The sequence below is a fragment of the Paenarthrobacter sp. A20 genome, assembly GCF_024168825.1.
Classification (GTDB): domain Bacteria; phylum Actinomycetota; class Actinomycetes; order Actinomycetales; family Micrococcaceae; genus Arthrobacter.
The window spans coordinates 809,113-832,764 of record NZ_JALJWH010000001.1 but is presented as its reverse complement, the minus strand read 5'-3'; the positions used below and the strand labels follow the sequence as shown (position 1 = coordinate 832,764).

At 63.9% G+C, this 23,652-nt stretch carries 25 protein-coding genes; 10 read left to right on the top strand and 15 right to left on the bottom strand.

Going from position 1 to position 23,652, the window contains the following annotated elements; translation table 11 throughout:
* Positions 1–11: 11 nt before the first annotated feature.
* The gene (locus J3D46_RS03990) at positions 12–740 is read left to right on the top strand and encodes a hypothetical protein (RefSeq protein ID WP_253465203.1); all 729 of its coding nucleotides are present in this window, start codon (positions 12–14) and stop codon (positions 738–740) included.
* A 74-nt stretch (positions 741–814) separates the two neighbouring features.
* Here J3D46_RS03990 and J3D46_RS03985 read toward each other — a convergent pair whose 3' ends face one another.
* Genes J3D46_RS03985 through J3D46_RS03970 form a run of 4 tightly spaced genes read right to left on the bottom strand, consistent with a single transcriptional unit; the run spans position 815 to position 4,698 of the window.
* Positions 815–1,273, bottom strand: a complete 459-nt coding sequence (locus tag J3D46_RS03985) for a ribose-5-phosphate isomerase (protein WP_231341477.1) — start codon at positions 1,271–1,273, stop codon at positions 815–817.
* Positions 1,274–1,282: 9 nt separating this feature from the next.
* Positions 1,283–3,019, bottom strand: coding sequence for a dihydroxyacetone kinase family protein (locus J3D46_RS03980; protein ID WP_253465200.1), 1,737 nt, complete (start codon positions 3,017–3,019; stop codon positions 1,283–1,285).
* A 33-nt stretch (positions 3,020–3,052) separates the two neighbouring features.
* Complete coding sequence (locus J3D46_RS03975; protein WP_253465197.1) at positions 3,053–3,826, bottom strand: SDR family NAD(P)-dependent oxidoreductase; 774 nt, start codon at positions 3,824–3,826, stop codon at positions 3,053–3,055.
* Between the two features lie 29 nt (positions 3,827–3,855).
* Positions 3,856–4,698 (bottom strand): sugar phosphate isomerase/epimerase, encoded by an 843-nt coding sequence (locus tag J3D46_RS03970; protein WP_253465194.1) that lies wholly within the window; start codon positions 4,696–4,698, stop codon positions 3,856–3,858.
* A gap of 204 nt (positions 4,699–4,902) precedes the next feature.
* Here J3D46_RS03970 and J3D46_RS03965 point away from each other — a divergent pair, with 204 nt between their 5' ends.
* From J3D46_RS03965 to J3D46_RS03950, 4 genes are all read left to right on the top strand, one after another.
* On the top strand, positions 4,903–6,240 hold the full coding sequence (locus tag J3D46_RS03965; RefSeq protein ID WP_231341481.1) for an MFS transporter: 1,338 nt from the start codon (positions 4,903–4,905) through the stop codon (positions 6,238–6,240).
* 63 nt (positions 6,241–6,303) lie between these two features.
* Entirely contained in the window at positions 6,304–7,200 is an 897-nt protein-coding gene (locus tag J3D46_RS03960; protein ID WP_253465191.1) for a transketolase, read from the top strand.
* Complete coding sequence (locus tag J3D46_RS03955) at positions 7,197–8,192, top strand: transketolase family protein (protein ID WP_253465187.1); 996 nt, start codon at positions 7,197–7,199, stop codon at positions 8,190–8,192. Before J3D46_RS03960 ends, J3D46_RS03955 begins: the two co-directional genes overlap by 4 nt.
* A gap of 121 nt (positions 8,193–8,313) precedes the next feature.
* Positions 8,314–8,970 (top strand): GntR family transcriptional regulator, encoded by a 657-nt coding sequence (locus J3D46_RS03950; protein ID WP_231342601.1) that lies wholly within the window; start codon positions 8,314–8,316, stop codon positions 8,968–8,970.
* Between the two features lie 13 nt (positions 8,971–8,983).
* On the opposite strand, the gene J3D46_RS03945 is transcribed toward J3D46_RS03950, so the two are convergent.
* Positions 8,984–10,327 (bottom strand): cell wall metabolism sensor histidine kinase WalK, encoded by a 1,344-nt coding sequence (locus J3D46_RS03945; protein WP_253465184.1) that lies wholly within the window; start codon positions 10,325–10,327, stop codon positions 8,984–8,986.
* Positions 10,324–11,007 (bottom strand): response regulator transcription factor, encoded by a 684-nt coding sequence (locus J3D46_RS03940; protein WP_253465182.1) that lies wholly within the window; start codon positions 11,005–11,007, stop codon positions 10,324–10,326. The genes J3D46_RS03945 and J3D46_RS03940 overlap by 4 nt, the downstream gene beginning before the upstream one ends.
* 62 nt (positions 11,008–11,069) lie before the next feature.
* On the opposite strand from J3D46_RS03940, the gene J3D46_RS03935 reads away from it, so the two are divergent.
* Positions 11,070–12,098: an endonuclease/exonuclease/phosphatase family protein gene (locus J3D46_RS03935; RefSeq protein ID WP_253465179.1), complete on the top strand. Its 1,029-nt coding sequence runs from the start codon at positions 11,070–11,072 to the stop codon at positions 12,096–12,098.
* On the opposite strand, the gene J3D46_RS03930 is transcribed toward J3D46_RS03935, so the two are convergent.
* The 3 genes from J3D46_RS03930 to J3D46_RS03920 all read right to left on the bottom strand — a co-directional run bounded on the left by J3D46_RS03930 (position 12,095) and on the right by J3D46_RS03920 (position 14,036).
* Positions 12,095–13,069, bottom strand: a complete 975-nt coding sequence (locus tag J3D46_RS03930; protein ID WP_231342589.1) for an acyl-CoA thioesterase — start codon at positions 13,067–13,069, stop codon at positions 12,095–12,097. The two genes, J3D46_RS03935 and J3D46_RS03930, sit on opposite strands and share 4 nt — an antisense overlap.
* Before the next feature lie 74 nt (positions 13,070–13,143).
* Positions 13,144–13,707: a hypothetical protein gene (locus J3D46_RS03925; RefSeq protein ID WP_253465176.1), complete on the bottom strand. Its 564-nt coding sequence runs from the start codon at positions 13,705–13,707 to the stop codon at positions 13,144–13,146.
* On the bottom strand, positions 13,704–14,036 hold the full coding sequence (locus J3D46_RS03920) for a PEP-utilizing enzyme (protein ID WP_253465173.1): 333 nt from the start codon (positions 14,034–14,036) through the stop codon (positions 13,704–13,706). Before J3D46_RS03920 ends, J3D46_RS03925 begins: the two co-directional genes overlap by 4 nt.
* A 118-nt stretch (positions 14,037–14,154) precedes the next feature.
* On the opposite strand from J3D46_RS03920, the gene aztD reads away from it, so the two are divergent.
* Positions 14,155–15,468 carry a zinc metallochaperone AztD gene (aztD, locus tag J3D46_RS03915; RefSeq protein ID WP_253465170.1) on the top strand — a complete coding sequence of 438 codons (1,314 nt, stop codon included), beginning with the start codon at positions 14,155–14,157 and terminating at the stop codon, positions 15,466–15,468.
* Between the two features lie 145 nt (positions 15,469–15,613).
* Here aztD and J3D46_RS03910 read toward each other — a convergent pair whose 3' ends face one another.
* The 4 genes from J3D46_RS03910 to J3D46_RS03895 all read right to left on the bottom strand — a co-directional run bounded on the left by J3D46_RS03910 (position 15,614) and on the right by J3D46_RS03895 (position 18,582).
* Positions 15,614–16,813, bottom strand: coding sequence for an IS110 family transposase (locus J3D46_RS03910; protein ID WP_231339521.1), 1,200 nt, complete (start codon positions 16,811–16,813; stop codon positions 15,614–15,616).
* Between the two features lie 264 nt (positions 16,814–17,077).
* Complete coding sequence (locus tag J3D46_RS03905; protein ID WP_231342578.1) at positions 17,078–17,512, bottom strand: DoxX family protein; 435 nt, start codon at positions 17,510–17,512, stop codon at positions 17,078–17,080.
* 66 nt (positions 17,513–17,578) lie between these two features.
* Positions 17,579–17,989, bottom strand: coding sequence for a GNAT family N-acetyltransferase (locus tag J3D46_RS03900; protein ID WP_253465167.1), 411 nt, complete (start codon positions 17,987–17,989; stop codon positions 17,579–17,581).
* Positions 17,986–18,582, bottom strand: a complete 597-nt coding sequence (locus J3D46_RS03895) for an antibiotic biosynthesis monooxygenase (protein WP_253465164.1) — start codon at positions 18,580–18,582, stop codon at positions 17,986–17,988. Before J3D46_RS03895 ends, J3D46_RS03900 begins: the two co-directional genes overlap by 4 nt.
* Positions 18,583–18,623: 41 nt before the next feature.
* Between J3D46_RS03895 and J3D46_RS03890 the strand changes: the two genes are divergently transcribed.
* The 3 genes from J3D46_RS03890 to J3D46_RS03880 all read left to right on the top strand — a co-directional run bounded on the left by J3D46_RS03890 (position 18,624) and on the right by J3D46_RS03880 (position 20,977).
* Positions 18,624–19,964 carry an MATE family efflux transporter gene (locus J3D46_RS03890; RefSeq protein WP_253465161.1) on the top strand — a complete coding sequence of 447 codons (1,341 nt, stop codon included), beginning with the start codon at positions 18,624–18,626 and terminating at the stop codon, positions 19,962–19,964.
* A gap of 9 nt (positions 19,965–19,973) precedes the next feature.
* Positions 19,974–20,558 (top strand): DUF308 domain-containing protein, encoded by a 585-nt coding sequence (locus J3D46_RS03885; protein WP_253465157.1) that lies wholly within the window; start codon positions 19,974–19,976, stop codon positions 20,556–20,558.
* Between the two features lie 68 nt (positions 20,559–20,626).
* Positions 20,627–20,977 carry a hypothetical protein gene (locus tag J3D46_RS03880; RefSeq protein WP_231342567.1) on the top strand — a complete coding sequence of 117 codons (351 nt, stop codon included), beginning with the start codon at positions 20,627–20,629 and terminating at the stop codon, positions 20,975–20,977.
* Positions 20,978–21,077: 100 nt separating this feature from the next.
* Here the strand turns inward: J3D46_RS03880 and J3D46_RS03875 are convergent, their stop codons facing one another.
* Both J3D46_RS03875 and J3D46_RS03870 read right to left on the bottom strand, forming a co-directional pair.
* Positions 21,078–22,031: a class C sortase gene (locus tag J3D46_RS03875; RefSeq protein WP_231342566.1), complete on the bottom strand. Its 954-nt coding sequence runs from the start codon at positions 22,029–22,031 to the stop codon at positions 21,078–21,080.
* 107 nt (positions 22,032–22,138) lie between these two features.
* Positions 22,139–23,623, bottom strand: coding sequence for a SpaH/EbpB family LPXTG-anchored major pilin (locus J3D46_RS03870; protein WP_231342563.1), 1,485 nt, complete (start codon positions 23,621–23,623; stop codon positions 22,139–22,141).
* Positions 23,624–23,652: the final 29 nt, after the last annotated feature.

Sequence of the window (23,652 nt, the reverse complement as noted above, 5' to 3'; positions counted from 1 at the left end):
TGGGGAAATACATGAAGAAGCATTTGCTGCCCGGAATCGGGGCAACGGCATTGATGGTTGTGGCATTGACTGCGTGCGGTGGGGCTACGGCATCTCCAGAACCAGCGTCGTCGCAATCCAGCGGGGCGTCCACTTCGACGCCGACGCCCGAGAAGCAGTACACCAAGGAAGAGCTCATAAGCCTCGTTGGGCAGGTCAAACTGGCGGATGGCACCAGCCCCGCCGTACTCTCCGGCGACGAGCTGTTGGCGCAGTATGCCTCGGTGGTTAAGGGTTTCGCAGGAGCCACCATCGAACCAGCGGCCTGCAAGGATCCTTTCTTGCTGGGGGCGCCGCGCACCATCGACGGTTCCACGGCGGCCGGCACAACCCGGACCAAAGCCAACGGTTTTATCAGCAGTGTGTCAATGACCTCCGGCGTCGATGCTGCGCGTCTCCACGACGATGTGGAGAAGAGCAAATCCCAGGCGGAGGAGTGCAAGAAGGTGTCGTACTCCGCTGAAGGGGAAACGCTCACCACCTCTACTCAGAAGGTCGAAGGCGTGGGCAACGTACCCGGAACAGTGGGTTTCAAGACCGTCATGGCCCTCCCGGACGGAAGAGTCGGCGCAATCTTTATTGCCCATGCGGTTAAAGATGGTGTCCTGATCTCCGCCACGGCGTCCGCCAGTGAGGGTGTGGCCGGCGGGCCGGAAGCAGCCGGCGCCCTGATGGACCAGGCAGCCGCGCTGATCAAGTAGTTCTAGCATCGACAGGCCGCACAGGTAGGAGCCTTACCCGCCTGTGCGGCCTTTTTCGCGCCAGCAAGAGGGTTTCAGCAGCCCTCGAAGTCGCTCAGCACTTTCACCTTCGCCGCCGAACCGGACGACGGATCGAACGCGTAGCCGATCCACTCCTTGGCCAGCCTGCGGGCCAACTCCACGCCCACAACACGCTGGCCCATGGTGAGGACCTGGCAGTCGTTGGACAGGATGGAGCGCTCAACGGAGAACGAGTCATGGGCAGCTGTGGCCCTGATGCCGGGAACCTTGTTCGCTGCGATGGCCACGCCGATCCCCGTACCGCAGAACAGGATGGCGCGGTCGGCCTTGCCGTCGCGGATCATCTCACCGGCGGCGATGCCCACATATGGGTAGGGCCTGGTGAAGTCCTCGTCGGCGCGGTTCACTCCGATGTCGATCACTTCAGTGATCCGTGAATCAGCCTCAAGGTCGGCCAGGATTCGGTCTTTGTATTCAACGCCGGCTTCGTCGGCGCCCACAATGATGCGCATGAGATTCTCCTAGGTGGTTGCTGCAACGGGAACGGCAGTGAAGTGAGGCCCGACGGCGGCAAACACCATGGCGAGCGACGTCGCCCCGGGATCCGGCGTACCGATGCTCTTCTCGGCCAAGGGCCTGGCGCGTCCCTTCAGGGGGCGAAGTTCCGCGGTGGAGGCAGCGGCCCGGGTGGCGTCCGCTGCCGCGGCTGCCCACGCCTGCTCCGCATGGGTGCCCGCAGCGACGCGTTCCTCCAGTGAGGAGGCGAACGGCAGCAGCGCATCCATCATTGTTTTATCGCCGATTTCGGCCTTGCCGAGGCTCGCGATGCGGTCCGCGAAGGCGCGGACAGACTCGGCGAGGACGTCCGGCGTCGGGGTCTCTGCGTCTCCCAACCGTTCGCCAAAGGCGCGTAGCCCGGCACCCCACAGGACGCCGGAGGTTCCGCCGGCCTTGTCTGCCCACGCGTCGCCAGCGGCGATCAGCAGTGAGCCCGCTCCTGCGCCGCGTTCAAAGGCGACGGCTGCGGCCTGGTCGGCCGCGGCGGACCCACGAACCATTCCACGGCCGTGATCACCGTCGCCGGCGATTGCATCCATGTCGCCCAGCATGGCCTCAGAGACGCGCAGCAAGGCCGAGGTGGTGTCCAGCGCCTTGAGGCACTGTGCGGCGTAGGCGCGGGACTCGTCTGTGGAGGAGTAGTCGGCCGCAGCGGCGGTATCCAGCTCCGCTTCTTCCGCGCCAGCGGAAGCAACATCAAAGCCCACAGCACCCCGACGGTACGCCGGTGTCAGAGCCGGCGCGGTCCAGTACTGCTCCAGCTCTTCGTCCAGCCAGGTCAGCGTCAGTGAAGCGCCGGCCATGTCCAGGCTGGTCACCAGCTCGCCCACCTCGGGCATGACCAGGGTGTAGCCGGCCTCGCGGAGCAGTGGAGCCACAGTGCGCCAGAGGACGAACAATTCCTCGTGCTTGGTGGAACCCAGACCGTTGAGGATCACGGCGAGGCGGGTAGAGCTGTCCGCGGGCGTTTCGGCCAACACGCGCTGCACCAGTTCCTGGCCAAGTTCGACGGCGGATGGCAGCTCGGTATCGAACAGTCCAGGCTCGCCGTGAATGCCCAGGCCCAGACCCATCTGTCCCTCGGGAAGGCGGAACAACGGCTGGTCGGCGCCGGGGAAGGTACAGCCGCTGAACGCCGTGCCGATGGTCTTGGTGAGGCTGTTGGCCTTGCGCCCCAAACGAACCACGGAATCCAGGTCGAGCCCGGCCTCGGCGGCAGCTCCCATGACCTTGAAGACCGCGAAGTCACCGGCAATACCACGGCGCTTGTCGATTTCATCGGGGGAGGCGCTGGCGATATCGTCGGTGACCAGCACGTTTTCCGTCGGGATGCCCTCGGCGTTCAAGAGCTCGCTGGCCATGCCGAAGTTCATGACATCCCCGGCGTAGTTGCCGTAGGTGAAGACGACGCCGGCTCCCGAATTGGCAGCCTTGGCCACCGAGAAGGCCTGTTGCGCTGACGGCGAGGTGAAGATGTTGCCCACCACGGCACCGTCAGCGAAGCCCGGCCCGATGATGCCGGCGAAGGCCGGGTAGTGTCCTGAGCCGCCGCCGGTGATGACGGCGACCTTGGGCATTGCCGGGCGGCCGCGGCGGACTGCGCCACCTTCCACGTGGCGGACAAGGTCCGAGTGGGCGTCACAGAAACCGGCAAGGGCTTCGTCGGCAAAGTCGGCGGGATCGTTGAAGATTCTGGTCATGGTGGGTCCTGGGATTCTTTCGAGCAGCTCGAATTAGTGGATGTGGCTGCCGCCGTTGATATCGATGGTGGTGCCGGTGAGGTAGGCGGAGTCCTCGGAGGAGAGGAACGTGATGACGGCGGCCACTTCTTCGGTGGTGGCGTTGCGACCCAGGGGGATGCCGGCGTTGATGGCGGCTTCCTGCTCGTCGGTGCTGCCCACGCGGATGTTGGTGTCCACGGCGCCGGGGGTAATGGCGTTGACGGTCACGCCGGTCTCGCCGATTTCGCGGGCGAGTGCCTTGGTGAAGCCGAGGATGGCTGCCTTGGCTGCGGAGTAGGGAACCTTGCCGAACACGCCGCCGCCGCGCTGGGCGGAGACCGAGGACATGTTCACGATGCGGCCCCAGCCGTTGGCGATCATGTCCGGCAGGAACGCCTTGGTGACGAGGTAGGTGCCGGTGGCGTTGACGTCCATGACCTTGTGCCACAGCTCAAGCGTGGTTTCCAGGAACGGAACGGGGGAAGTGATGCCGGCGATGTTGGCCAAAGCGCCGACGGGCGGGAGGTTCCCTGCGGCAACTTCTGCGGCGACGGCGGCCTGGGCGGTGGTCACGGACGCTTCATCGGCGACGTCGATTTCGTAGCCGAAGGCCGGAACGTTGAACTCGTTGGCGATCTCGGCGGCAACCTTGGCGGACTTCTCGCCGTCGAGGTCCAAAATGACGATGCCCCAGCCCTGGCTGGCGTAGCGACGGGCAGTGGTCAGGCCGATGCCGCGATCGGAGGTAGCTCCGGTGAGGACGGCGGTGCGCTGGATGGTGGTCATGGTGCTCCTTGAATATGAGGTAACGCGGTTTAGATGAGGTCTGTGATGTAGCTGGCCGCTTTGGCGGCGGCGGCCGGGCGTTCGTCGTGCGTGACATCCCGGGTTTCGAGTTCGAGGGAGAAGTGACCGGTGTAGCCAACGTCCCTCAGTGCTGCGAGACCAGCAGCGAAGTTGGCCTTGCCGTTGCCGATGCTGAGGTTGATGTTTCCCGGTTCGGTTTCCGTGGCCGGCATGGCGTCGCGAAGGTGGACGTGCTTGATCCGGTCAGCGAAGCGGTCCACAAAGTCCACGGGGTCGCCGCCGGAGGCGACGATGTGGCTGAAGTCCATGACGATTCCGACGTCGGACCCGGCCAGGTGGTCAGCGAGCAGCTGCGCGCGTTCGGTGTTCCAGCACAAGCGGTAGAAGTGCAGGGATTCCGTCCACAGCTCCACCCCGAACTCCGCCGCGCGAACAGAGGCATGGATGAGTTGCGCTGCCACGGCGTCCATGTCGCATTCAAGCGTGCTCACTGGTTCGTGGTCGATCGCCCCACACGGGAGGACCAGGGCTTTCGCGCCGGTCTTGGCCGCAAGGGTGAGCAGCATTTCCAGGTGCCGTTCGCGCGCCACTTGAGCACCGGCGTCGAGCGTTGCGTTCAGGTCTCCGATGTCGCCGTTGACCGATCGGACGCGCAGTCCCGAGCTAGTGACGACGGCGGCAACCGCCTCCACTGCCTCGGCGTCCAGGACGTAGGGCACATGATCGCAGACGCCCGGGAGCGCACCGAGGTCGATTTCCTCGAAGCCGAGGCCGCGCATGGTGTGCAGGGCGGTGGCCAGATCCTGGTGGCGGAAGCTGATGGACGAGCAGCCCAGTCGTTGATGAAACATCGTCGTTGATCCTCAAGTTGGGGCCCTCGCCGGAGAGGGACCTTAGTGATGGACACCACGTTAGCTGCGTTAACTGTCAACAGTCAACCTTTGCGGTTGACTGTTGACATTGCTGGTGTCGTCGGTCACAGTTGACGTATTATGTTGACTGTCGACAGTGGGGCTGCCGAACAAGCGCCGCACTTTTGAAAGGGAAAGACACACATGAGCAATGAAGCTCTGACCATGCGTGGTCCGGTTCATGGAACCAAGGAAGCAAAGCGCGTCGCCGTCGGTTCCGGCGTCGGCGCAGTCATCGAAACCTACGATTTCATCGGTTTCGGCACCGCCGCTGCACTGTACTTCGGTACAGCGTTCTTCCCGGGCGCCGACCCGGTGACTGGCACCCTGGCCTCCTTCGCGACCCTCGGCGTCGGCTTCGCTGCCCGTCCGCTGGGTGGCATCATCGGCGGCCACCTCGGCGACAAGCTCGGCCGTAAGCCGGTGCTCGTTGCCTCGCTCATCCTCATGGGCCTGGCAACCTTCGCCATCGGCCTCCTGCCCACGTACTCGCAGGTGGGGCTTCTTGCGCCTGCGCTCCTGGTTCTGGTCCGCATCATCCAGGGCCTGGCCTTCGGTGCTGAATGGGGCGGTGCCATCCTGATGAGCTACGAGCATGCACCATGGCGGAAGAAGGGTCAGTTCACGGGCATCGTGCAGGCCGGCTTCCCCGTTGGACTCCTGCTCGCCAACCTCGTCTTCCTCAGCAGTGTTGGCCTCGGCAGCGAATGGGCCTGGCGTGTGCCGTTCCTCGCCAGCATCGTCCTGGTGGCTGTTGGCTTGATCATCCGTTCCAAGGTTCCCGAGTCCCCGGTGTTTGAGGACGTCAAGGCCAAGGGCGACATCGTGAAGTCCCCCATCGTGGAGGTCATCAAGACCGACTGGCGCAACATTGTCCGGGGCATCGGCCTCCGCATCGCTGAAACTGCCGGTTACGCCGTGTCCGTGACTTACATGATTTCCTACCTGCACACCAATAACCTGGCGGACAAGACGGAAACCCTGGTGGCTCTCTGCATCGCGGCCGGCATCGGTATCTTCGCCACCTACTACTGGGGAAAGCTGACGGATAAGGTTGGCCGCCGTCCTGTCTACATCTGGTCCACTGCCTTCGCGGTGGTCTTCGGAATCCCGATGTTCATGCTGGTCAACACCGGCTTCTTCCTGCTGATCATCGCTACGATCGTCATCGCCTACGCTGTCTGCCAGAACTCCCTGGCCGGCGCCCAGGGCGCCTGGTTCCCGGAACTCTTCCAAGCCAAGACCCGCTCCTCCGGTGCATCGTTGTCCTACCAGATCTCCGCCATGGTCTCCGGGTTCACGCCTTTCATCACCACCCTGCTGTTCGTCAGCATGGGCTGGATTGGACCGGCCCTGTTGTTCAGCATCTACGCAGCCATCGGCCTGTGGGCAGCACTGATCACCAAAGAAACCTGGGGCAAGCGTGAGCGTGAACTCGCCGAAGAAGCCGCCAGTAAAACTCCCCAGACGGTAAACGCCTAAAGCACCCCTCGACGTCGGACGCGTTCTCCCCATCGGTGCGCGCCCGACTCCGGAAGGAAACCAGTGACTCTCTCATCAGTTGAAACGGCTCCGGTCGTGGCAGCCCCCAAACCCGAGCGCGTGGACCGCATCCGCGCCGCCGCCTACCGCATCCGCCACCACGCCCTGACCATGGGCGAGGTCCAAGGCCAGGGCTACGTTGGCCAAGCGCTGGGCGCCGCCGACATGCTGTCCGCCGTCTACGCCGACCAGCTCACATACCGTGCCGAAGACCCGCACTGGGAAGGCCGCGACCGGTTCCTGCTCTCCACCGGCCACTACGCAATCGGCCACTACGCAGCGCTGGCCGAAGCCGGGATCGTTCCGGTGGCCGAGCTTGAAACGTACGGTTCCGACGATTCCCGCCTGCCCATGTCCGGAATGTCCACGTACACCCCCGGCATGGAAATTTCCGGCGGTTCGCTGGGGCACGGCCTGACGATCGCCGTCGGCATGGCTTTGGGGCTGCGCTTGCAGGGCGCCGCATCCCGCGTGATCAACTTCCTCTCCGACGGCGAACTGGATGAAGGCTCCACCTGGGAGGCCGCCATGGGAGCGCACCACCACCAGCTCGGAAACCTGACGGCCATGGTGGACATCAACGCCCTCCAGGCTGACGGCGCCACCGACACCGTACTCCGCACCGAGCCCGTCACCGAGAAGTGGGAATCGTTCGGTTGGTACACCCAGCGCGTGGACGGGAACGACGTCGGTGCGTTGCTGGCAGCGTTCGACAACATCGCCGCAGTTGCGGCGCCCGTCGGGCGGCCGTCGGTCATCCTCTGCGACACCAAGGTGGGGCGCGGCGTGCCGCTGCTTGAAACCCGCGAAAAGGCGCACTTCATGCGCATCGAAGAAAACGAGTGGCAGATCTGCCGCGAACAGCTGACCGCAGGATACGAAGGGACGGCTTCAGCATGAGCACCGTGACCACCAAGCCGAAGCTCAAGACGTCCGCCATGATCGCGTCCTTCGCCGACCCCGGACAGAAGACCACCCCTGCCCCGTTCGGCCATGCGCTGGTCAAGGCTGCTGAAGCCGATTCCCGCATTGTTGGCCTGACCGCGGATCTGGGCAAATACACGGACATGCACATCTTCGCCAAGGCGTTCCCGGACCGGTTCTTCCAGATGGGCATGGCCGAGCAGCTCCTCTTCGGCGCCGCAGCAGGCATGGCCGAAACCGGGCTGATTCCCTTCGCGTCAACGTACTCAGTGTTCGCGGCCCGACGTGCGTACGACTTCCTGTGCCTGGACATCGCCGAGCCGAACCTGAACGTCAACATCATCGGCGGCCTCCCAGGCCTGACCACCGGTTACGGACCAAGCCACCAGGCCACCGAGGATATGGCGATCTTCCGCGGCATGCCCAACCTGACCATCGTGGACCCTTGTGACTCCGTGGACATCGAACAGGCCGTTCCCCAGCTTGCTGCCTCGGAAGGTCCCACTTATCTGCGCCTGCTCCGAGGCAATGTGCCCACGGTCCTGGACGAATACGACTATAAGTTCGAACTCGGCAAGGCCAAGGTCCTGCGCGGCGGCAACGATGTGGTGTTCGTGTCCTCCGGCCTGATGACCATGCGTGCTTTGCAGGCCGCGGAGGCACTGGCCGCCCACAACGTGGATGTCGCCGTCGTGCACACTCCCACCATCAAGCCGTTCGACTCGGCCACCGTACTCGCGGAGCTGAACACCGACCGACTGGCCGTGACGCTGGAGAACCACACCGTAGTTGGCGGCCTGTTCGAAACTGTTGCGTCCGCCGTCGTCACCGCCGGTCTCGGCAAGCGCGTGGTTCCCATTGCACTTCCGGACCAATTCCTCGACGCCGGAGCGCTGCCGACGCTGCACGAACGGTACGGGCTGTCCGTGGACCGAATTGTGGCGAAGGTGCTGGCGGAACTCGGCTGAACTTTTTTGCTTTCCGGCAGGAGTGCGGGACGGACATGACTGCCCGTCCCGCACTCCTGCCCGTAGTATCGACAGTTAACAACGGACTGTCAGCAGTCGCCCATAGAACCGAGGACACACCATGGCCGCCACCGCATCCCTCCTGGGACTTGAGAAGAAGAGCTTGCGCGAACAGGCGCTCGCAGCACTGCGGACCGCCATCACCAGCGGTGAGCTTGAGCCTGGGCGGCACCTCGTTGAAACCGAGCTTTCCGAGATGCTGCAGATCAGTCGCGGCACGCTCCGCGAAGCCCTGCGCCAGCTGGAACAGGAAGGCCTGATCTCCGCTGGAGCACGGGGCAGGATGTCCGTGCGGCACCTGGACGTCAAGGAAATCCGCGACATCTTCTCCGTCCGCGGTGTCCTGGAATCGTTGGCGGCCCGGACACTCAGTGACATGCCGGACAAGGAAGCCGCGCTCGCAGAGCTGCGTGCCGCCGTCGACGCTATGGAGAAGGCCTCGAAGTCATCCCTGGAGGAACGGATCGAATCCGACCTTGAGTTCCACCGCACGCTCTGCCGCCTGTCCGGAAACGAAACCCTGCTGCATTCGTGGGAATCCCTGGAGGGCTCCATCCGGATGTCCATCATGTTCGCCGGGTTGGAACGCGCCACGCGGAACATGAGTGTCGGGAGGCATCACGACATTGTCGCTGCCATTGAGACCGGGAATGCGGCCAAGGCGCGCGAGACGATCATCGCGCACATGGATGGCGCGGCGGAGAACTTGGTCGGCTAGCTGGCCCGGGGTGTTAGTTGCCCTCGGCCAGCGGCAGCGTCAGGCTGAAGTGTGCCCCGCTTGGGCTCGGATGCGCTTTTGCCGTGCCGTGATGGGCGGTGGCTACGTGCTGAACCACGGCGAGTCCCACACCGGATCCGGCGACGCTCCGCGCGCTGGTGGAACGGTAGAACCGGTCAAAGACATGGTCCAGATCCTCCGACGGAATGCCCGGTCCCGTGTCCCGCACATCGAGGGTGACCGCGCCCTGAGAAGCGCCCAGGGCTACCCGGACATGGCCCGGCGACGGCGTGAATTTGCCGGCATTGTCCAGCAAGTTCGCGATGGCGCGGGCCAGCCTGACACGTTCCCCTGTCACCAGGAGAGGCCCGCCGGGTCCTTCCAAGGACCACGCGACCCCGGGGTACCGGCGTTCGGCATTGTCCATGCAGAAGAGAACAAGTTCGTTGAGGTCCATTTCCTCGATGAAGGAAGGGGCCTCATCGTGTCGAGCCAGGTCGATCAGGTCCTCGATGAGGGACTGCATCGCTATCAGCTCATGCTCCAAGGCCCCGGTGATGCGTTCTTTGCTGCCCTGCGACAGTTCGGGATTCCTGAGCATGGCTGCGTTGGTTCGCAGCGACGTCAGGGGAGTGCGCAGTTCGTGGGAGGCGTCGGCAATCAGCTGTTCCTGCTGGCGGCGGGATTCTTCCAATTCACTCAGCATCGTATTGAACGCGCTGCCGAGCCTGTTGATTTCGGTGGTTTTGCTTCGGGGAATCCTGATGTCGGTATTGCGGGTTTGGGCAATACTCTCGGCTACCGCTGTGAGCCGATCCACCGGGCGAAGTCCGCGCCTTGCGGCTACGTAGGCAGTGCCGGCAGCCACCACCAGGGCGCCCAGCACCGTCGCCGCGAGCAGCCAGCCGAGACGCTCAAAGGTGGCCAACACCCTGTCATCCCTGACCCCCACCACCAAAGCCCGTTGGTTCGGCAGGGGCCTGACGTACACGCGGATGGGATCGTCGCCGATGGCCGCTTCCGTAAAGAAAGCCGCGCTCTTGCCGGATGCCACCTCCCGCATCTGGGCGGTGATGGGCAAGGCCGGCCCGGCGCCGGAGTCCGGGTCTTCGCTGGGAGTTGGCGAGACCAGTTGTGCACAGGCCGGCGAACGGACCCAGGTGCACTGTGAAAACCCTTGCCAGTTGGGATCGGTCTGGATCAGCTGGATGATGCGATCCGACTCGCGCCTCAGGGAAAGATCCTCGTTCTTACGTAGTTCATGACCCACGAAGACGTACACCAGTACTGCAAACAGTGAAACGGTGAGGGTGATGGCCGCTGCGATGACCAGTGTCATCCGCAGGCGCAGCGTCACGATGCGGCCAGCCTGTATCCGACGCCCCGAACCGTCTGGATGATCCGCGCCTCACCCCCGGCTTCGAGTTTTCGACGCAGGTAGCTGATGTAGACCTCCAGTGAATTGGAGGCTGGAGTCATTGCGTATCCCCACACGGCGTCGCTGATCTGGCCTCGACTGAGTGCTTGCTCCGGGTTTTCCGCGAGCACGCAAAGGATGGCGTATTCGGTGCTGCTCAGGTCAATCCAGCGTCCGTTTTGCCTCACGGCGTGGGCCTCGGGGACCAGTTCCACATTGTGGTACCCCATGGGGCTGGCCGGAAGCTGGCTTGTCCGGCGTGCCATGGCCCGCAATCGTGCCAGCAACTCATCGGGTTCAAACGGCTTGGAAAGGTAGTCATCCGCTCCGGCGTCCAACCCCGCAACGCAGTCAGCCACATCGCTGCGGGCCGTGAGCAGGAGGATGGGAACGGTGTTGCCGGCGGTTCGGAGCATTCGGCAGAGCCCGAGTCCGTCCATCAGCGGCATCAAAACGTCCGCCACCACCAGGTCCGGGGATGTTGCGGCCACCCTTTCGAGAGCTTCCCGGCCGTCAGCTGCCGATTCAACCTGGTATCCGGCCGCTTCGAGCAGGGACTGCAGGGAGCTCCTGATGTCCGGATCGTCGTCGACGACCAGGACTGTTATGGGCTCCGTCATGGCCACCAGCATAGTTTGCGGGGCTTCAGAATCCTTTAAGTTCCTTTCTGAACCATGGGGCTATGGATAAGGACACCGGAACCACCTACGCAACTGCCACGCAGCGCGGGCTGTTTGAGGCCCGGCGGCATCGTCCGCGGGTCAGGGACTGGGTTGTGGGCCTCTTCGCGGGAGTACTGATGGCACTGCTCTTCGGCCACGGACTGGTTCCGGAGGCTCGCGGGATGGCTCTCGCCATCGAGAGCTTCCTGCCGTGGTTCGGGATGGTCATTGCTGCCCTTTTGATCGTGGCGTTGCTCTCAAGAGCCTGGGCGGGCTCCATTCCAGCGGCGGCCGCCCTGATTTCCTGGTGTGTGGTCTTTTTGCCAGTCATGGCGACGGGCGCCGCCCCGTCTTCCGCCGCAGCGACGTCCGGCGAACCCAGCGGATGGAGCATCGTCACGCAGAACCTCCGCGCAGGAAATCCGCATGCCTCCGAGGCCGTGGAGAAGCTGATCACGTCCGGCGCCGACGTCGTGGTCCTGCAGGAGCTCACCGGCCCGACACTGGAACGAATAGCTCCGCTGATGGATGGGACGTTCGCGTACCGGCAGGTTGCGGGGACGGTGGGGGTCTGGAGCCGGTTTCCGCTGAGCCAAGGCAGGCCCCTTGCTTTGGGCCTCGGCTGGTCCCGCGCCATGAGCATGGAGGTGGAAGCGCCCGAGGGGCCCGTCCAGCTCTACGCCGTACATCTGCCCTCGGTCCGGCCCGGCGAAGTAGGCAACAGGAACAGAGGGCTTGCCAAGCTCAGCAGGATTCTGGAGGCGGATCCATCGCAACGGATATTGGTGGTGGGAGACTTTAATGCGGCCAATACCGACCGCGCCTTCGCCCCACTCCTGGCAACGCTCGACGACGCCCGGACCGGCTTCGGCTTCACCTGGCCGGCCAGCCTGCCCGCCACCCGGCCGGACCACATTCTGTTCCGCGGGTTCACACTGTCTGGAGCGTCAGTCATCACAACGCCGGGCACCGACCATCTCGCAGCGATGGCATGGCTGCAGCCGGGGGCAGTCCGACCGACGGTGAGTCTTAACGCCAGTTCCCTTTAGTGGCCAGCCGCGTTCAGCAGATGATCCGGCAGGCGGTTTCCCGGTGCCCGGCCACGGATTTCCAACAATTCGCGGGCGTGGGCGTGCAGCTTCTTGTCCTCGTCGGACACCGGTTCCCAAGCAGGAATGGGCACCGAGGTTCCCGTTTCGTCGCGCGCCACCATGACCGTGAGGCAGTACGTGGTCAGGTTCATTTCGCGGGTCTTCGGATCGCCGGAGCGGACGTGGACAGCGATGTGCATGCCCTTGGCGCCGGTGTAGACGAGGCGTGCTTCCACTTCTACGACGTGGCCGATAAGCAGCGGCCGGTAGAAGCGCACGCCGCCCGAGAACACTGCCACGGTGTCCTTGCCGCAGTACCGGGAAGCGCAAACGTACGCGGCCTCATCAATCCACTTCATCACGATGCCGCCGTGGACCTTGCCGCCCCAGTTCACATCAGTGGGGGACGCCATGAACCGCAGGACGACGCGCTCGGCGGTCCCGGCGTCGGTATATTCCTGCGCGTTCATCGCGTTGACGATCTGTTCGCGGACCTCAATGCGTGCCAGCGCGTGGTCGCGCTGCTCGATCTCTTCAGGCGTGGACGGCTCAAACTGGGGGACGGGGATAGGTTTACCGTCCGGCCCCACCGCTACGAAGATCACCATGCACTGGCTGTGCATCGTCTCCGGACCACCCTTGGGATCGCGGGAGCTGACCACTGTGTGGATGTGCATGGAGGAGCGGCCGGTATAGACGATGGTGGACGTTACCTCCACCATGTCGCCGCTGTTCACGGGATCCGTGAAGTGGATGTTGCCCACATAGGCAGTGACGCAATACGACTTGGCCCACCCCACCGCTGCCGCATACGCCGCCTTGTCCACCCACTCAAGGACAGTGCCGGCGTCGACTGACCCGCTGTGTCCGATGTCCATGGGGGCCGCAAGGAAGCGGAGGGTCACTGAATTGGCGGCATCATCGCTCATGTTTCGAAGTTTACTGTCGGCAGGTTTCTGTTACGTGACTAAGTCAGTGCTGGCCGTCGCAGCGACCAGATGCGTCAGGCGCGTGGTATCCCGAGGGTCGCGATGAGATCCTCGTGCAGCTCGAACCAGATCCGATGAAAGGAATCGCGGTCCGTGGCCGTGAGCCAGGCCGTGCCCTCCGGAGCATGCCTCAGTGCCCCCAGCAGGCGCTCGGCGTAGCCGTCGAACCGGGGCAGTAAACCGGTCAGCTGCCCTTCCATGGGACGCCACGCTGCCAAGGCGCCGATCAAGACATCCATGGCATCTTCCGTAGCGGGAGACTGCAACTGGATAGCGCTGCAGGCGCCGACAACGCCGGTGTTGAATTCCGCGAATTCCTCGTGCACGGCCACAACTGTCCCACGCGCCTCCGCATGGTCGAGTTCCAGGGCAAGCAATCGTTCATTTTCGGCCCGCCCGAGACTCGACAGCGACCAACCACTGGTCCCGGCGAAGGTGCTGTACGAAACGAAGCCATCCACGCCGGCGTCGATGAGTTCGGACTCCACCACCGTGCGGGACCGGGCGAAGCGCGCCGCTACAGCCCCTGTGTCCGCGAACCCGAGAAGGCGTACGGCGTGCAGGGTGAGAAGCGTCATTTGTTGTCCGCCGCCGTGACGGTTCCCTGCGCACCATCTACCGTGAGCCGGCTTCCGTCGACGAGCATTTCCAGTGCGTCACGGACTCCGAGCACGGCGGGAATCCCGTACTCCCGGGCCACAATCGCGGCGTGGGACAGCATGCCGCCGGTTTGCGTGACCACAGCTGATGCCATTCCGAAGAGGGGCGTCCACGCGGGATCGGTGGTGCGGCAAACCAGCACATCTCCGGACTGGAAGAGGCCGAATTCGTCGGGTCCGTGAATGAGCCGGGCCGGTCCCTGGACAATCCCGGTACTGGCGCCGACGCCGGTGAGGATGGTGGTCATCGCAAGCTTCCGGTTCGCAGCGAAAAAGTATTTGTGGGCATCTTGTTGAGAGTAGCAGTGGAGGGGTGCCTGAGCAGGTCGATTTGCAGTCTAAATGAGAATCAATATCATTTAACCCATGTCTCATCACCTCACCCCCATGACCCCTGCCCCGACCACGCTCAGACGACGCCTTCACGCCCTGCCGATTGCCGCCGTCGGGCTCTCTGCCCTGCTGCTGACCGCTTGCGCCGACCCCGGCGGTTCCGCGGGAAGCACAGTTGATTCGTCACCTTCGGCTACATCGGCACCCACTGCCAAGGAGGCCGGGGCGGCCACGCCGCGGCTTGTCTACACTCACGACGCCGGCATGTCGGTTTTGGATGCTGCGTCGCTTGAGCAGGTGGGAACTGCGGAAATGTCCGGATTCAACCGCCTGAATCCAGCCGGCGACGGGCGGCATGTATTCGTGTCCACCGGGGATGCCTTCCGCCTGTTCGACGCAGGCGCCTGGACCGAGCCGCACGGTGACCACAGCCACCACTACGTAGCCGACCCCAAGCTGACTGAATTGGCGTTTGAGGCAGACAAGGCTGGCCATGTGGTGCTTCACGCGGACAAGACGGTGCTGTTCAACGACGGATCGGGCAAGGTGCAGAGCTTCGAAACGTCTGCCCTGGCCGCTGCTGTGGAGGATGGAAAGCTGCCCGCCACTGACGTGTATACGACGCCTGAAGCCCATCACGGAGTGGCCGTCGAGCTGGAAGACGGCAAGTTGCTGGTGACCCTCGGCAACGAGGAAAGCCGAACCGGAATTGCCGTGCTCTCGGCGGGAAAGGGGCAGGACCGCAAGGAAATCCTGCGCAATGAGGACTGCCCAGGGGTGCATGGCGAGGCCGTTGCCGCAGGTGAAGCCGTGGTGGTTGGATGCGAGAACGGCATGCTGGTCTACAAGGACGGTGCCATCACCAAGGTGGCCAGCCCCGATGCGTACGGCCGGCTGGGCAACCAGGCAGGTTCGGAAAAATCGCCTGTCATCCTCGGCGACTACAAGGTGGACAAAGCGGCCAAGCCGGAGCGACCCACGCGGATCTCGCTCGTCAACACCCAGACCGCCACCATGCAACTCGTGGACATCGGCACCAGCTACTCATTCCGTTCATTGGGCCGCGGGCCTGCAGGTGAAGCACTGGTGCTTGGGACTGACGGGGGCCTGCGTGTGATCGACCCACTCACCGGCGCTGTTACATCCACGATCCCGGTAGTTGCTGGGTGGGAAGAGTCCGCCACGTGGCAGGATCCGCGCCCCACGCTCTTTGTCCAAGGCTCGACGGCGTTCGTCACCGAACCTGCGACGCGCACCATCCATGCGGTGGACTTGGTGACCGGCAAGGTAGCGAAGTCGGCGCAGCTTGAGCACGTCCCGAACGAACTCACCGGCGTGACGGGCTAGACGCTCTCTCACGACACGCCGCTTAAACACCGGCGCTCTCTCACCTCCGGCCATTTAAACGCCGGCGCTCTCTCACTCTTCTGAAGGAAGTGAGAGAGCGCCGGCAGTTAGGGGCCGTTAGGTGAGAGTGTCCCTATGTTTTTCGTCAAGCGGTTTTGGGTGTTGGGGGTTGGTAGAGGGTGCCGTCGCGGAGCATGGCGTAGAGGGTGTCGCAGCGTCGTCGTGCGAGGGCGATGAGTGCTTGGTTGTGGCGTTTTCCTTCGGCTCGTTTGCGTTCGTAGTATGCCCGGGACGGTGGGTCGTGGAGCGCAGCGAATGCGGAGAGGAACAGGGTTCGTTTGAGGACTTTGTTGCCTTTTCTTGAGGAATGGTCGCCGCGGATGGAGGACCCGGATCGCCAGGTGACGGGGGCCAGCCCGGCGTAAGAGGCCAGGTGCCCGGCGGTGGGGAACTCTTTCCCGGCGACTTCGGTGAGGATTCGTGCGGCGGTCCTGATGCCCACGGCCGGCAGAGACATCAGGACCGGGTGAAGAGGGTGGGCCTCCACGAGAGCTTCGACCTGGGTGAGGACCGTGGCGCGGCTTTCGTGGAGCCCGGCGAGCATGGCCGCGAGCTGGGGCAGCACGATGGTCGCGGCGTTCGTTCCTACGACAGTGACTGTTTGCCGGCCCAAGGCCTCGATGATGTCATCGGCAAGACGTTCACCCATCCGCGGCGCGAGTTTGCTCAGCCGGGTCCCGATCCGGCGCCGGCCCGCGTGACGGAGCGCTTCAGGGGTAGGCCAGGTCCGCAGCAGGTCATGCACCGCCGGGTGGTCCATGTAGGGTCCCAGCACCCTTTCCAGAGCTGGGTGGATCTGGGTGAGCAGCCCACGGATCCGGTTCGAAGTCGCCGTGGCCTGCTTGGCCAGATCCTCGTCGAACCCGCAAAGCATGCTCAGCTCAGCGAGCTGCTCATCGACCAACTGAACCGAGCGCAGGGCATGCGGCATGGTCCTGGCGGCCTCGGCGATGATGAACGCGTCCCGGGCATCGGTCTTCGCCTCTCCGGGGTGAAGATCCGCGATCCGGCGCATCGCCAGCCCCGGCAGGTAGCCGACCAGCACCCCGGCGGCCTGGGCAACCGCTACCGGCAACGCGCCGATAGTCGCTGGCTGGTCAACGACCAGCAACACACGTCCGGCGTCCACAAGTTCGGCGATGATTTCCCGGATTTTGGCTTCATCGTTGGGCAGCGCCCGGTCCAGTAATTTCCTGCCGGCCCGATCCACGGCAACGGCATGATGGACGCCCTTGCCAACATCCAGCCCAATAAACACCTCGACACCGTCGTGGTTCGTGATCATCTGGCACCTCCAGTCGTAGTCAACTACCTCCACTGGCCCACCATCGGTGTCAGGACCCGGCACCCACGTTACGCACGACGTTCCCGAACTGTCCTGCCCCTATCAGCGGTCTCCCGGCACCTACCAACCCCGGTGACAACACTCTCAAGATCATCGACTGACAGAGCGTCACAATCATGCCGGGATCAGCAGGCCAGCACACCCATATCCTGCACCAGGAAACAGGCTACGAAAAAGGTAACGAGCGTCCGGGGTGGTGGCCGCTTACGCGAGGACGCGGAGCTTCGAGCCGGAGCGGCCGAACAGGGCGGCGTCCGCGGAGATCTTGCCGGCGCCAGCCAATGCCAGGGCCAAAGCGGCGCCAGCAAACAGCAGCACCAGTTCGTACCCGCCATTGCCAACGAAGATGCCTGCCGGGGCGTGCACCAGGAACAGTGCGCCGAGCATGTTGACGGCCAGGAGGGCTGCGAATACACGGGTCAGGAATCCGATGATCAGCGCGATGCCGCCTACGAGCTCAAGCGTTGCGACGATCGGGGCGACTGCGGAAGCGCCGGGGACGCCCATCTGCGTGAAGGACGCCTGCGTGCCGGCGATGGTGAATTCGTTGAACTTCTGCCAACCGTGCGCGGCGAAGAGAAATCCTGCGATAACGCGCAGGATGGTCAGGGCTGTGGTGGTCAAGCTGGACTTGTTCATAAATCAACCCTCCCGAAGATAAGTTGAAGTGTCAACTAATGATGGCCTTTTATGACCAAAACACGGCTAGCGGACTTCGGCTCGCTCCAAGTAGCGCGCGTCAGGCTCAGTGAAGCCGAACTGCCTATACAGCCCATGGGCATCACCGGTGTGAAGCATCCACCGGAACCCGGCTCCTGGCCCGGCGTCGATCATTTCGCGCACTATCGCCTTGCCCAGCGACTGGCCCCGCGTGGATTCGTGCACGTACACATCGGCCAGGTAGGCGAGGGCAACGCCGTCGGAAAACGCCCGCGCGTAACCCACCATGGCGCCGGTCCGGGCGTCGTAAGCGCCAACAATCCGCCAAGCGTTCTCCAACTGCGCTTCGACGTCGGCCCGCGTGCGCCATTTTGCCCAGTAAACGTTGGTGGAGAGCTCGGTCCAGAGCCAATCGCGGTCCACGCGGTTCTTGTCCGTGGAGAGGATGTAAGTCATGGTTTGGCCCCTTTCGCCTGCATCCGGCGCTTCCTGGCCGGCTTCTGAAGCCACGGCTGCAGGAGCCTGGTGGTGATCGGCAGGAAGATGTACGTCATCAACGGCGTCAGGATGACGATGTTGAGGAGTACCGAGAACACCAATGGCCAGTCCTGAGTCAGGGGATGCAGCAGGAAGTTGGCCAGCAGGCTGAGCGGGAAGAACGGGAGGAAGATGCTGATGGCCTGCTTCCAGCGGGGCGGCACCACGGTTTCGGGGACGACCACTGAGACGTCGCCAGGCCGGGAGAACCATCCCTCAATACCGGTGTGGCGCTCCACGCGGGTGGTTTCCATCATGTCCCTGGCGCTGTCGATCCACCAGCGCCGCTCCTCGGAGTCTTCCCACTCCTGCAGCGAGTCGGCGTCAGCGAATCGGTACAACATGTGCCATTCAGCTGAATCGGCCCCATTGCGCACCCATCCCGATCCAAGGTAACCAGGCCATTCGCGGGCGAGCTCCTGGCCGGCATGGGCCCAGGCGTTGGCCTGGCGGGTATAGCCGGGCAGGATGGTGCGGGCGACGGAAACGGTGACGGGATGCTCATGTGACACGGGCCAAATGTACCCGGCCCGCGCCGGACTAGGCTTGTTTAGTGCCTCAAACCACAACCACCACACCCCGCTCAAACGCCCGCGAGATCCTGCGCCTGGCCGTTCCCGCCTTCGGCGCGCTGATCGCAGAACCGCTGTTCCTCCTGGCGGACTCCGCCATTGTGGGGCATCTGGGCGTTGACCAGCTCGCCGGTGTCGGGCTCGCTTCCACCATTCTGCACACCGCCGTGGGGCTCATGGTCTTCCTGGCATATTCGACGACGCCGGCAGTGGCCCGTGCAATCGGCGACGGTAAGTTGGGGAAGGCTTTGGCGGCAGGGCGCGACGGCGTGTGGCTGGCGCTGCTGCTGGGGCTGGTGCTCGCTGTGGTCGGTTTCGTGGCGGCCGAGCCGTTGGTTGACTTCATGGGCGCAACCGGGGACGTCCGCGAATTTGCCGTCGATTACCTGCGGTGGTCCATGCCCGGCCTGGCCGCAATGCTCCTCATTTTCGCGGGCACCGGCGTTCTCCGCGGGCTCCAGGACACTCGGACGCCTTTGCTCGTGGCAACGGCCGGGTTTGCGTTGAACATCGCGATCAACTGGTTCCTGGTCTACGGGCTGGATCTTTCGGTGGCTGGCTCGGCGATTGGTACCAGCCTCGCGCAGTGGGCCATGGCCGCCGTTTACCTGGTGATGGTCAGCCGGAACGCGAGGCAGCACGGAGTGTCCCTGAGGCCCGACTGGCATGGCATCCGCGCGATGACCAAGGTGGGTTCGTGGCTCATGCTGCGCACGCTGAGCCTGCGCTTGGCCATCCTCGCGACCGTCCTGGTGGTCACTGCCCAGGGCGCCGTGAACCTGGCGGCGCACCAGTTGGCCATGACCATCTTCTCGTTCCTCGCGTTTGCGCTGGATGCCCTGGCGATCGCGGCGCAAGCACTGGTCGGCAAGGAACTCGGCGCCGGAAATGCCCAGCGTGTCCGCGAGCTGACCCGCACCATGGTCCGCTGGGGCCTCGGATTCGGCGTGATCACCGGCGTGCTCCTGGCCGTGGCGGCACCGTGGGCCGGGTACCTGTTCACCTCCGACGAGGGCGTCCGATCAGCCCTTACCATCGCCCTCTGGGTCCTCGCCGTGGGACAACCCCTGGCCGGCTATGTCTTCGTCCTCGACGGAGTCCTCATTGGCGCCGGTGACGCACGGTATCTGGCGATCGCCGGCGTCGTAAACCTGGTGGTCTATTTGCCGCTGTTGGTGGCTATCCACCAGATCAGGCCCGACGGCGAGGCCGGGCTCTTCTGGTTGTGGGCCGCGTTCGCGCTGGGCTACATGCTGGCCCGTGGCGTGACTTTGGGGCTACGCGCACGGACCGATCGGTGGATGGTGCTGGGTTCCCACTAAACTGGACGGGTGACTCTTCCAGCGATTCCTGCCCAGACTCCTACTGCTTCAGCCGCCGGACTCTGGAAACCCGTGCTGATCCGCGCGACGGTCGCATTGCTGTTCGGTGCGATCACCATCTTCTGGGCTTCGCCGTCGGTCCATGTTCTGGCCTGGGCTGTTGGCCTGTATATGCTCGCCACTGCCGGGGCGGTGTGGATGTCCCGAGCTTTACCGGTTGCAGTGCCCGTGGTTGTTGCGCTCGGAGGCATCGGCGCTCTTATCACCCAATCTGACGCGGGCGTGGCTCTCTCCGCGATGTTGGCCTTGCTGGTGCTGGGCCTCCTGGAGCTCGTCCATGGCCTCCGAAAGCGGGACTCCCTGGCCCGAGACTGGCTTGTTTCCGGCATCGTCTCCGTGGGCGCGGCCGTCATGCTGCCGTTCTTCACTTCCCTCGGAGCCCACGCGCTGTTGGGTGTTGCCGGTGGTGGCGCCATCATTTCCGGCGTGCTGTGGATCCTGTCCGGGCTGACGCTGCGGCACGATGCCCGCGCAGGTTCCGAGGGAGCCGCCCAGACCGCTGCGCCCGGCGCTTCGCCCGAGGCCGTAAACTAGTAGCTGGACGTTCTACTCGTTGTAGAACTTTTGCTGACCGGCGGACAAGAACCGCCATCATTGGAGGAATGACCGTGGCAGACCAGACCCCAGGAGAACCGCGCAAGATGCGGACCTCGGTCAAGGGACCCCTCATGTTCTCCGCGTTCTTTGCAGTGCTGGCTTTCGTTGCCGTGCTCATCTTTGCCTCCGGCGGCAGCGCACGCGCCCCGCGGTTCGACCTCGCCTTCACGGGCGCCGGCATCGCGTTCATCGTCAGCCTCGTGGTGGCCGCCATGCTTTCCATGAGCCACAAGGAAAACGCCGACCACCTCGGCCAGGGCTCCGGCATCAACCTCAGCTCCAAGCGTCCCGGCCACGGCGGTTCTGCCGCACCGGATGCCGACGAAGAGACTGAAACCCCCGACGCCGGCCGTTAACCCACCAGCGCTCCCTCACGTCGGTGGGGGAGCGCTTTTTTATGGGCGGGCTTGGTTGGTGCGTGGCTGAGCCATGAGGTTCGGCCCAGCCCACCAAGTCCTAGCTCAACAAAGTGTCGGCGAGGTCGTCGGCTGGCTCTTCGTCAGGTTCATCCGGGGTCTCCGCCGGCGCGGACTTGCGCGGACGGGTGACCACCACAATGATGACGGCGGTGCCAATGAAGCCCACGGCCCACCAGGGGAACCCGGGATCCAGTGCTTGGCTGGGGAGTGTCTGTGCGGCATCGCCGGAGGGGGGATCCGTGCGTTCGCCGCGGACCAGCAACCGGTGGGAGTTGACGCCGGTGGGAGTGCATGTCACGAGTGTGAGGTAGTCCTTGTCCTGGACTTTGCGGAGATCATCGGTTTCTTCAGGAAGAACAGTTTTGATCTGGTCCACCTTGTAGTAGATGGTTTCACCGAGCACCGTGACTGAGAAGACGTCACCTTCAGCCACTTGGTCCAGATCGTCGAAGAGTTTTGCGTTGACGAAGCCTGAGTGTGCCGTGATGACGCTATGGGTTCCTACGCCGCCTACCGGAAGACCGGAGCCGAAGAGATGCCCTGCTCCTTTGGACAGCGTCTCCTCGTCCGTGCCGTGGAAGATGGGCAGATCCGACTTGATGGAGGGGATGCTGATGCGTCCCATCATGCCGCCCGGGCCGACGTCGAGCATCTTTTTGTAGGTCTCAGAGCCGGCGCCGACCACTGTTTGCTCGCCCTTTTCGTTCAGCGAATAGGGGTCCCGCAGCGGGCCGGAGGGCAGTTCCTGGTTGAACTGCCGGGCCTCGTCCAGTAGCGCCTTCTGCGCGGAGGGGGAGAGGCTCTCAACAGTATTGACGTAGCCGCTGATCTCGGTCGCGTGGATGCGGTCCGAGAACCAGGCTGCCGCGGTGGGGTAGAGCAACACTCCGACGCCAAGGATTGCGGCCACAACGATGAAGATACGTTGGAGGCTCCACGCGTCGCGGAATTTTCGGTGGGCTTGCCGCAAGGGCGTTTGGGGCTGTGTCATCAGAATCCTGGGGGTGTGCTTTTGGGAAGCAAAGTGGGGAAGAGCGCGTGTTGGCGTTCTTCCCCACTCCGGTGTTCATGCTGGGAACCCTGGTGGGTCCTCAGGTACTAGCTGTTGGTGGTGCTCCGGCGTGAACGGACCAGCAGGAGTCCGGCACCGGCAACCAGCAGTGCGCCGGCTGCGTAGAGAACGCCGGTTCCCGCGCCACCGGTCAGCGGCAGTTCGAAGCCGCTGTTGGACGGGATGTTCTTGACCTCAAGGTCGATTCCAACCGCAGTGGATGCTGAGTTGATCAGGAAGGAGATCGGCTCGGCAAGCAGCTCGTAGCCCGCCGGTGCGGTGGTTTCAACCAGGTAGTACGTGCGGTAGTCGGCGGAACCGGGTGCAACTGCAGCGCCGTTGGCCCAATCCGAGTAACGCAGACCGGAGATGGTCAGGGTTCCGTCTGCAGCAACCGTGAAGGTGCTCTGGCCGTTGAGGACGATCGGGTTGGTTCCGGCCTGTGCGTCGGCCTGGGTGGCGTAGACGGAGAAGGAAGCGCCTGCAAGGGCTTCGCCGTTCTCGTTGACCTTTTCAAGGGTCATTTCGCCCCACTTGGTAACAACCGGGGGAGTAACGATGGGGCCGCCGGGCTCGCCCGGAACGGCGGTGAAGCTACCCAGGTTCGGGTATACCAGTGCTTCGTTCTCGATCTCACCGATCGTGTTGACGGTGGTGTTCACAACAACCTGAACGCGGGCGTCGTTGTTAGCGGCCAGCAGCAGGAGGCCAGCGGGGGTGAAGACGATGGAAGCCGTGTTGTTGGCGGCATCGAATTCCACGGTGTAGTCCGTACCTTCGGCGATTGCGGTGCCGTTGGTCAGGGTAGCCGAGGCGCCAACGTAGGTCAGCTTGTCATCCAGGGCGTCCACGATCTTGTAGCCATCAATGACTTCTTCGTTCGGGATGTCGCCGGTGATGGTGAAGTCGATCTGGTCGCCGAGCTTGACGTCAGGAGCATCCGTGACGGTCTTTTCTGCACCCGTGATGGAGTTCTTGGGGTAGACGTGGACGTCGTAGATCCAGTTGTCCTTGTTGTCCGGGTCCGTCAACGGTACGGATACCAGGAACGGAGCCGCCGGAGTCACGCCGGAGGGGTAGTTGGTTTCCGTTACCAGGTACAGGCCGACGGGAAGGCTGCCGAACGTTGCGGTGCCCGCGGCGTCGGTGGTCTGTGCCTGTCCGGCACCGAGGGTGAACCCGGCGCCCGTGATGGAGCCACTGGGATCGGCGGGGGAGAAGACGCTGCTCAGGTTGTGCGCGGCGTCCCACCCTGCGTTGGTGGACAAGTCGAGATCGTTGACCTGCTGGACGGTGAACTCGATGCCCGCCAGGGGCGTAAGGCCCGTGGTGTCGACGGCGGTGCCGTTGTTGGGCAGGCCGGTCGGAGTAGCCGGGCGCTCGAACTTGTGAACGGTGATGGAGCCGGTTTGGTCGCCATCAACCAATGGTGCGGCCGACGCCGGAGCTACGGAGAAGGACATTGCCAGCACCGCCCCGGCAATGGTGGCGGCGGCGGTCTTCCAAACACGCCGGGAGCTGTGATTACTCACTATTTTCCTCTTTCTTGGTGGTGTTGCGA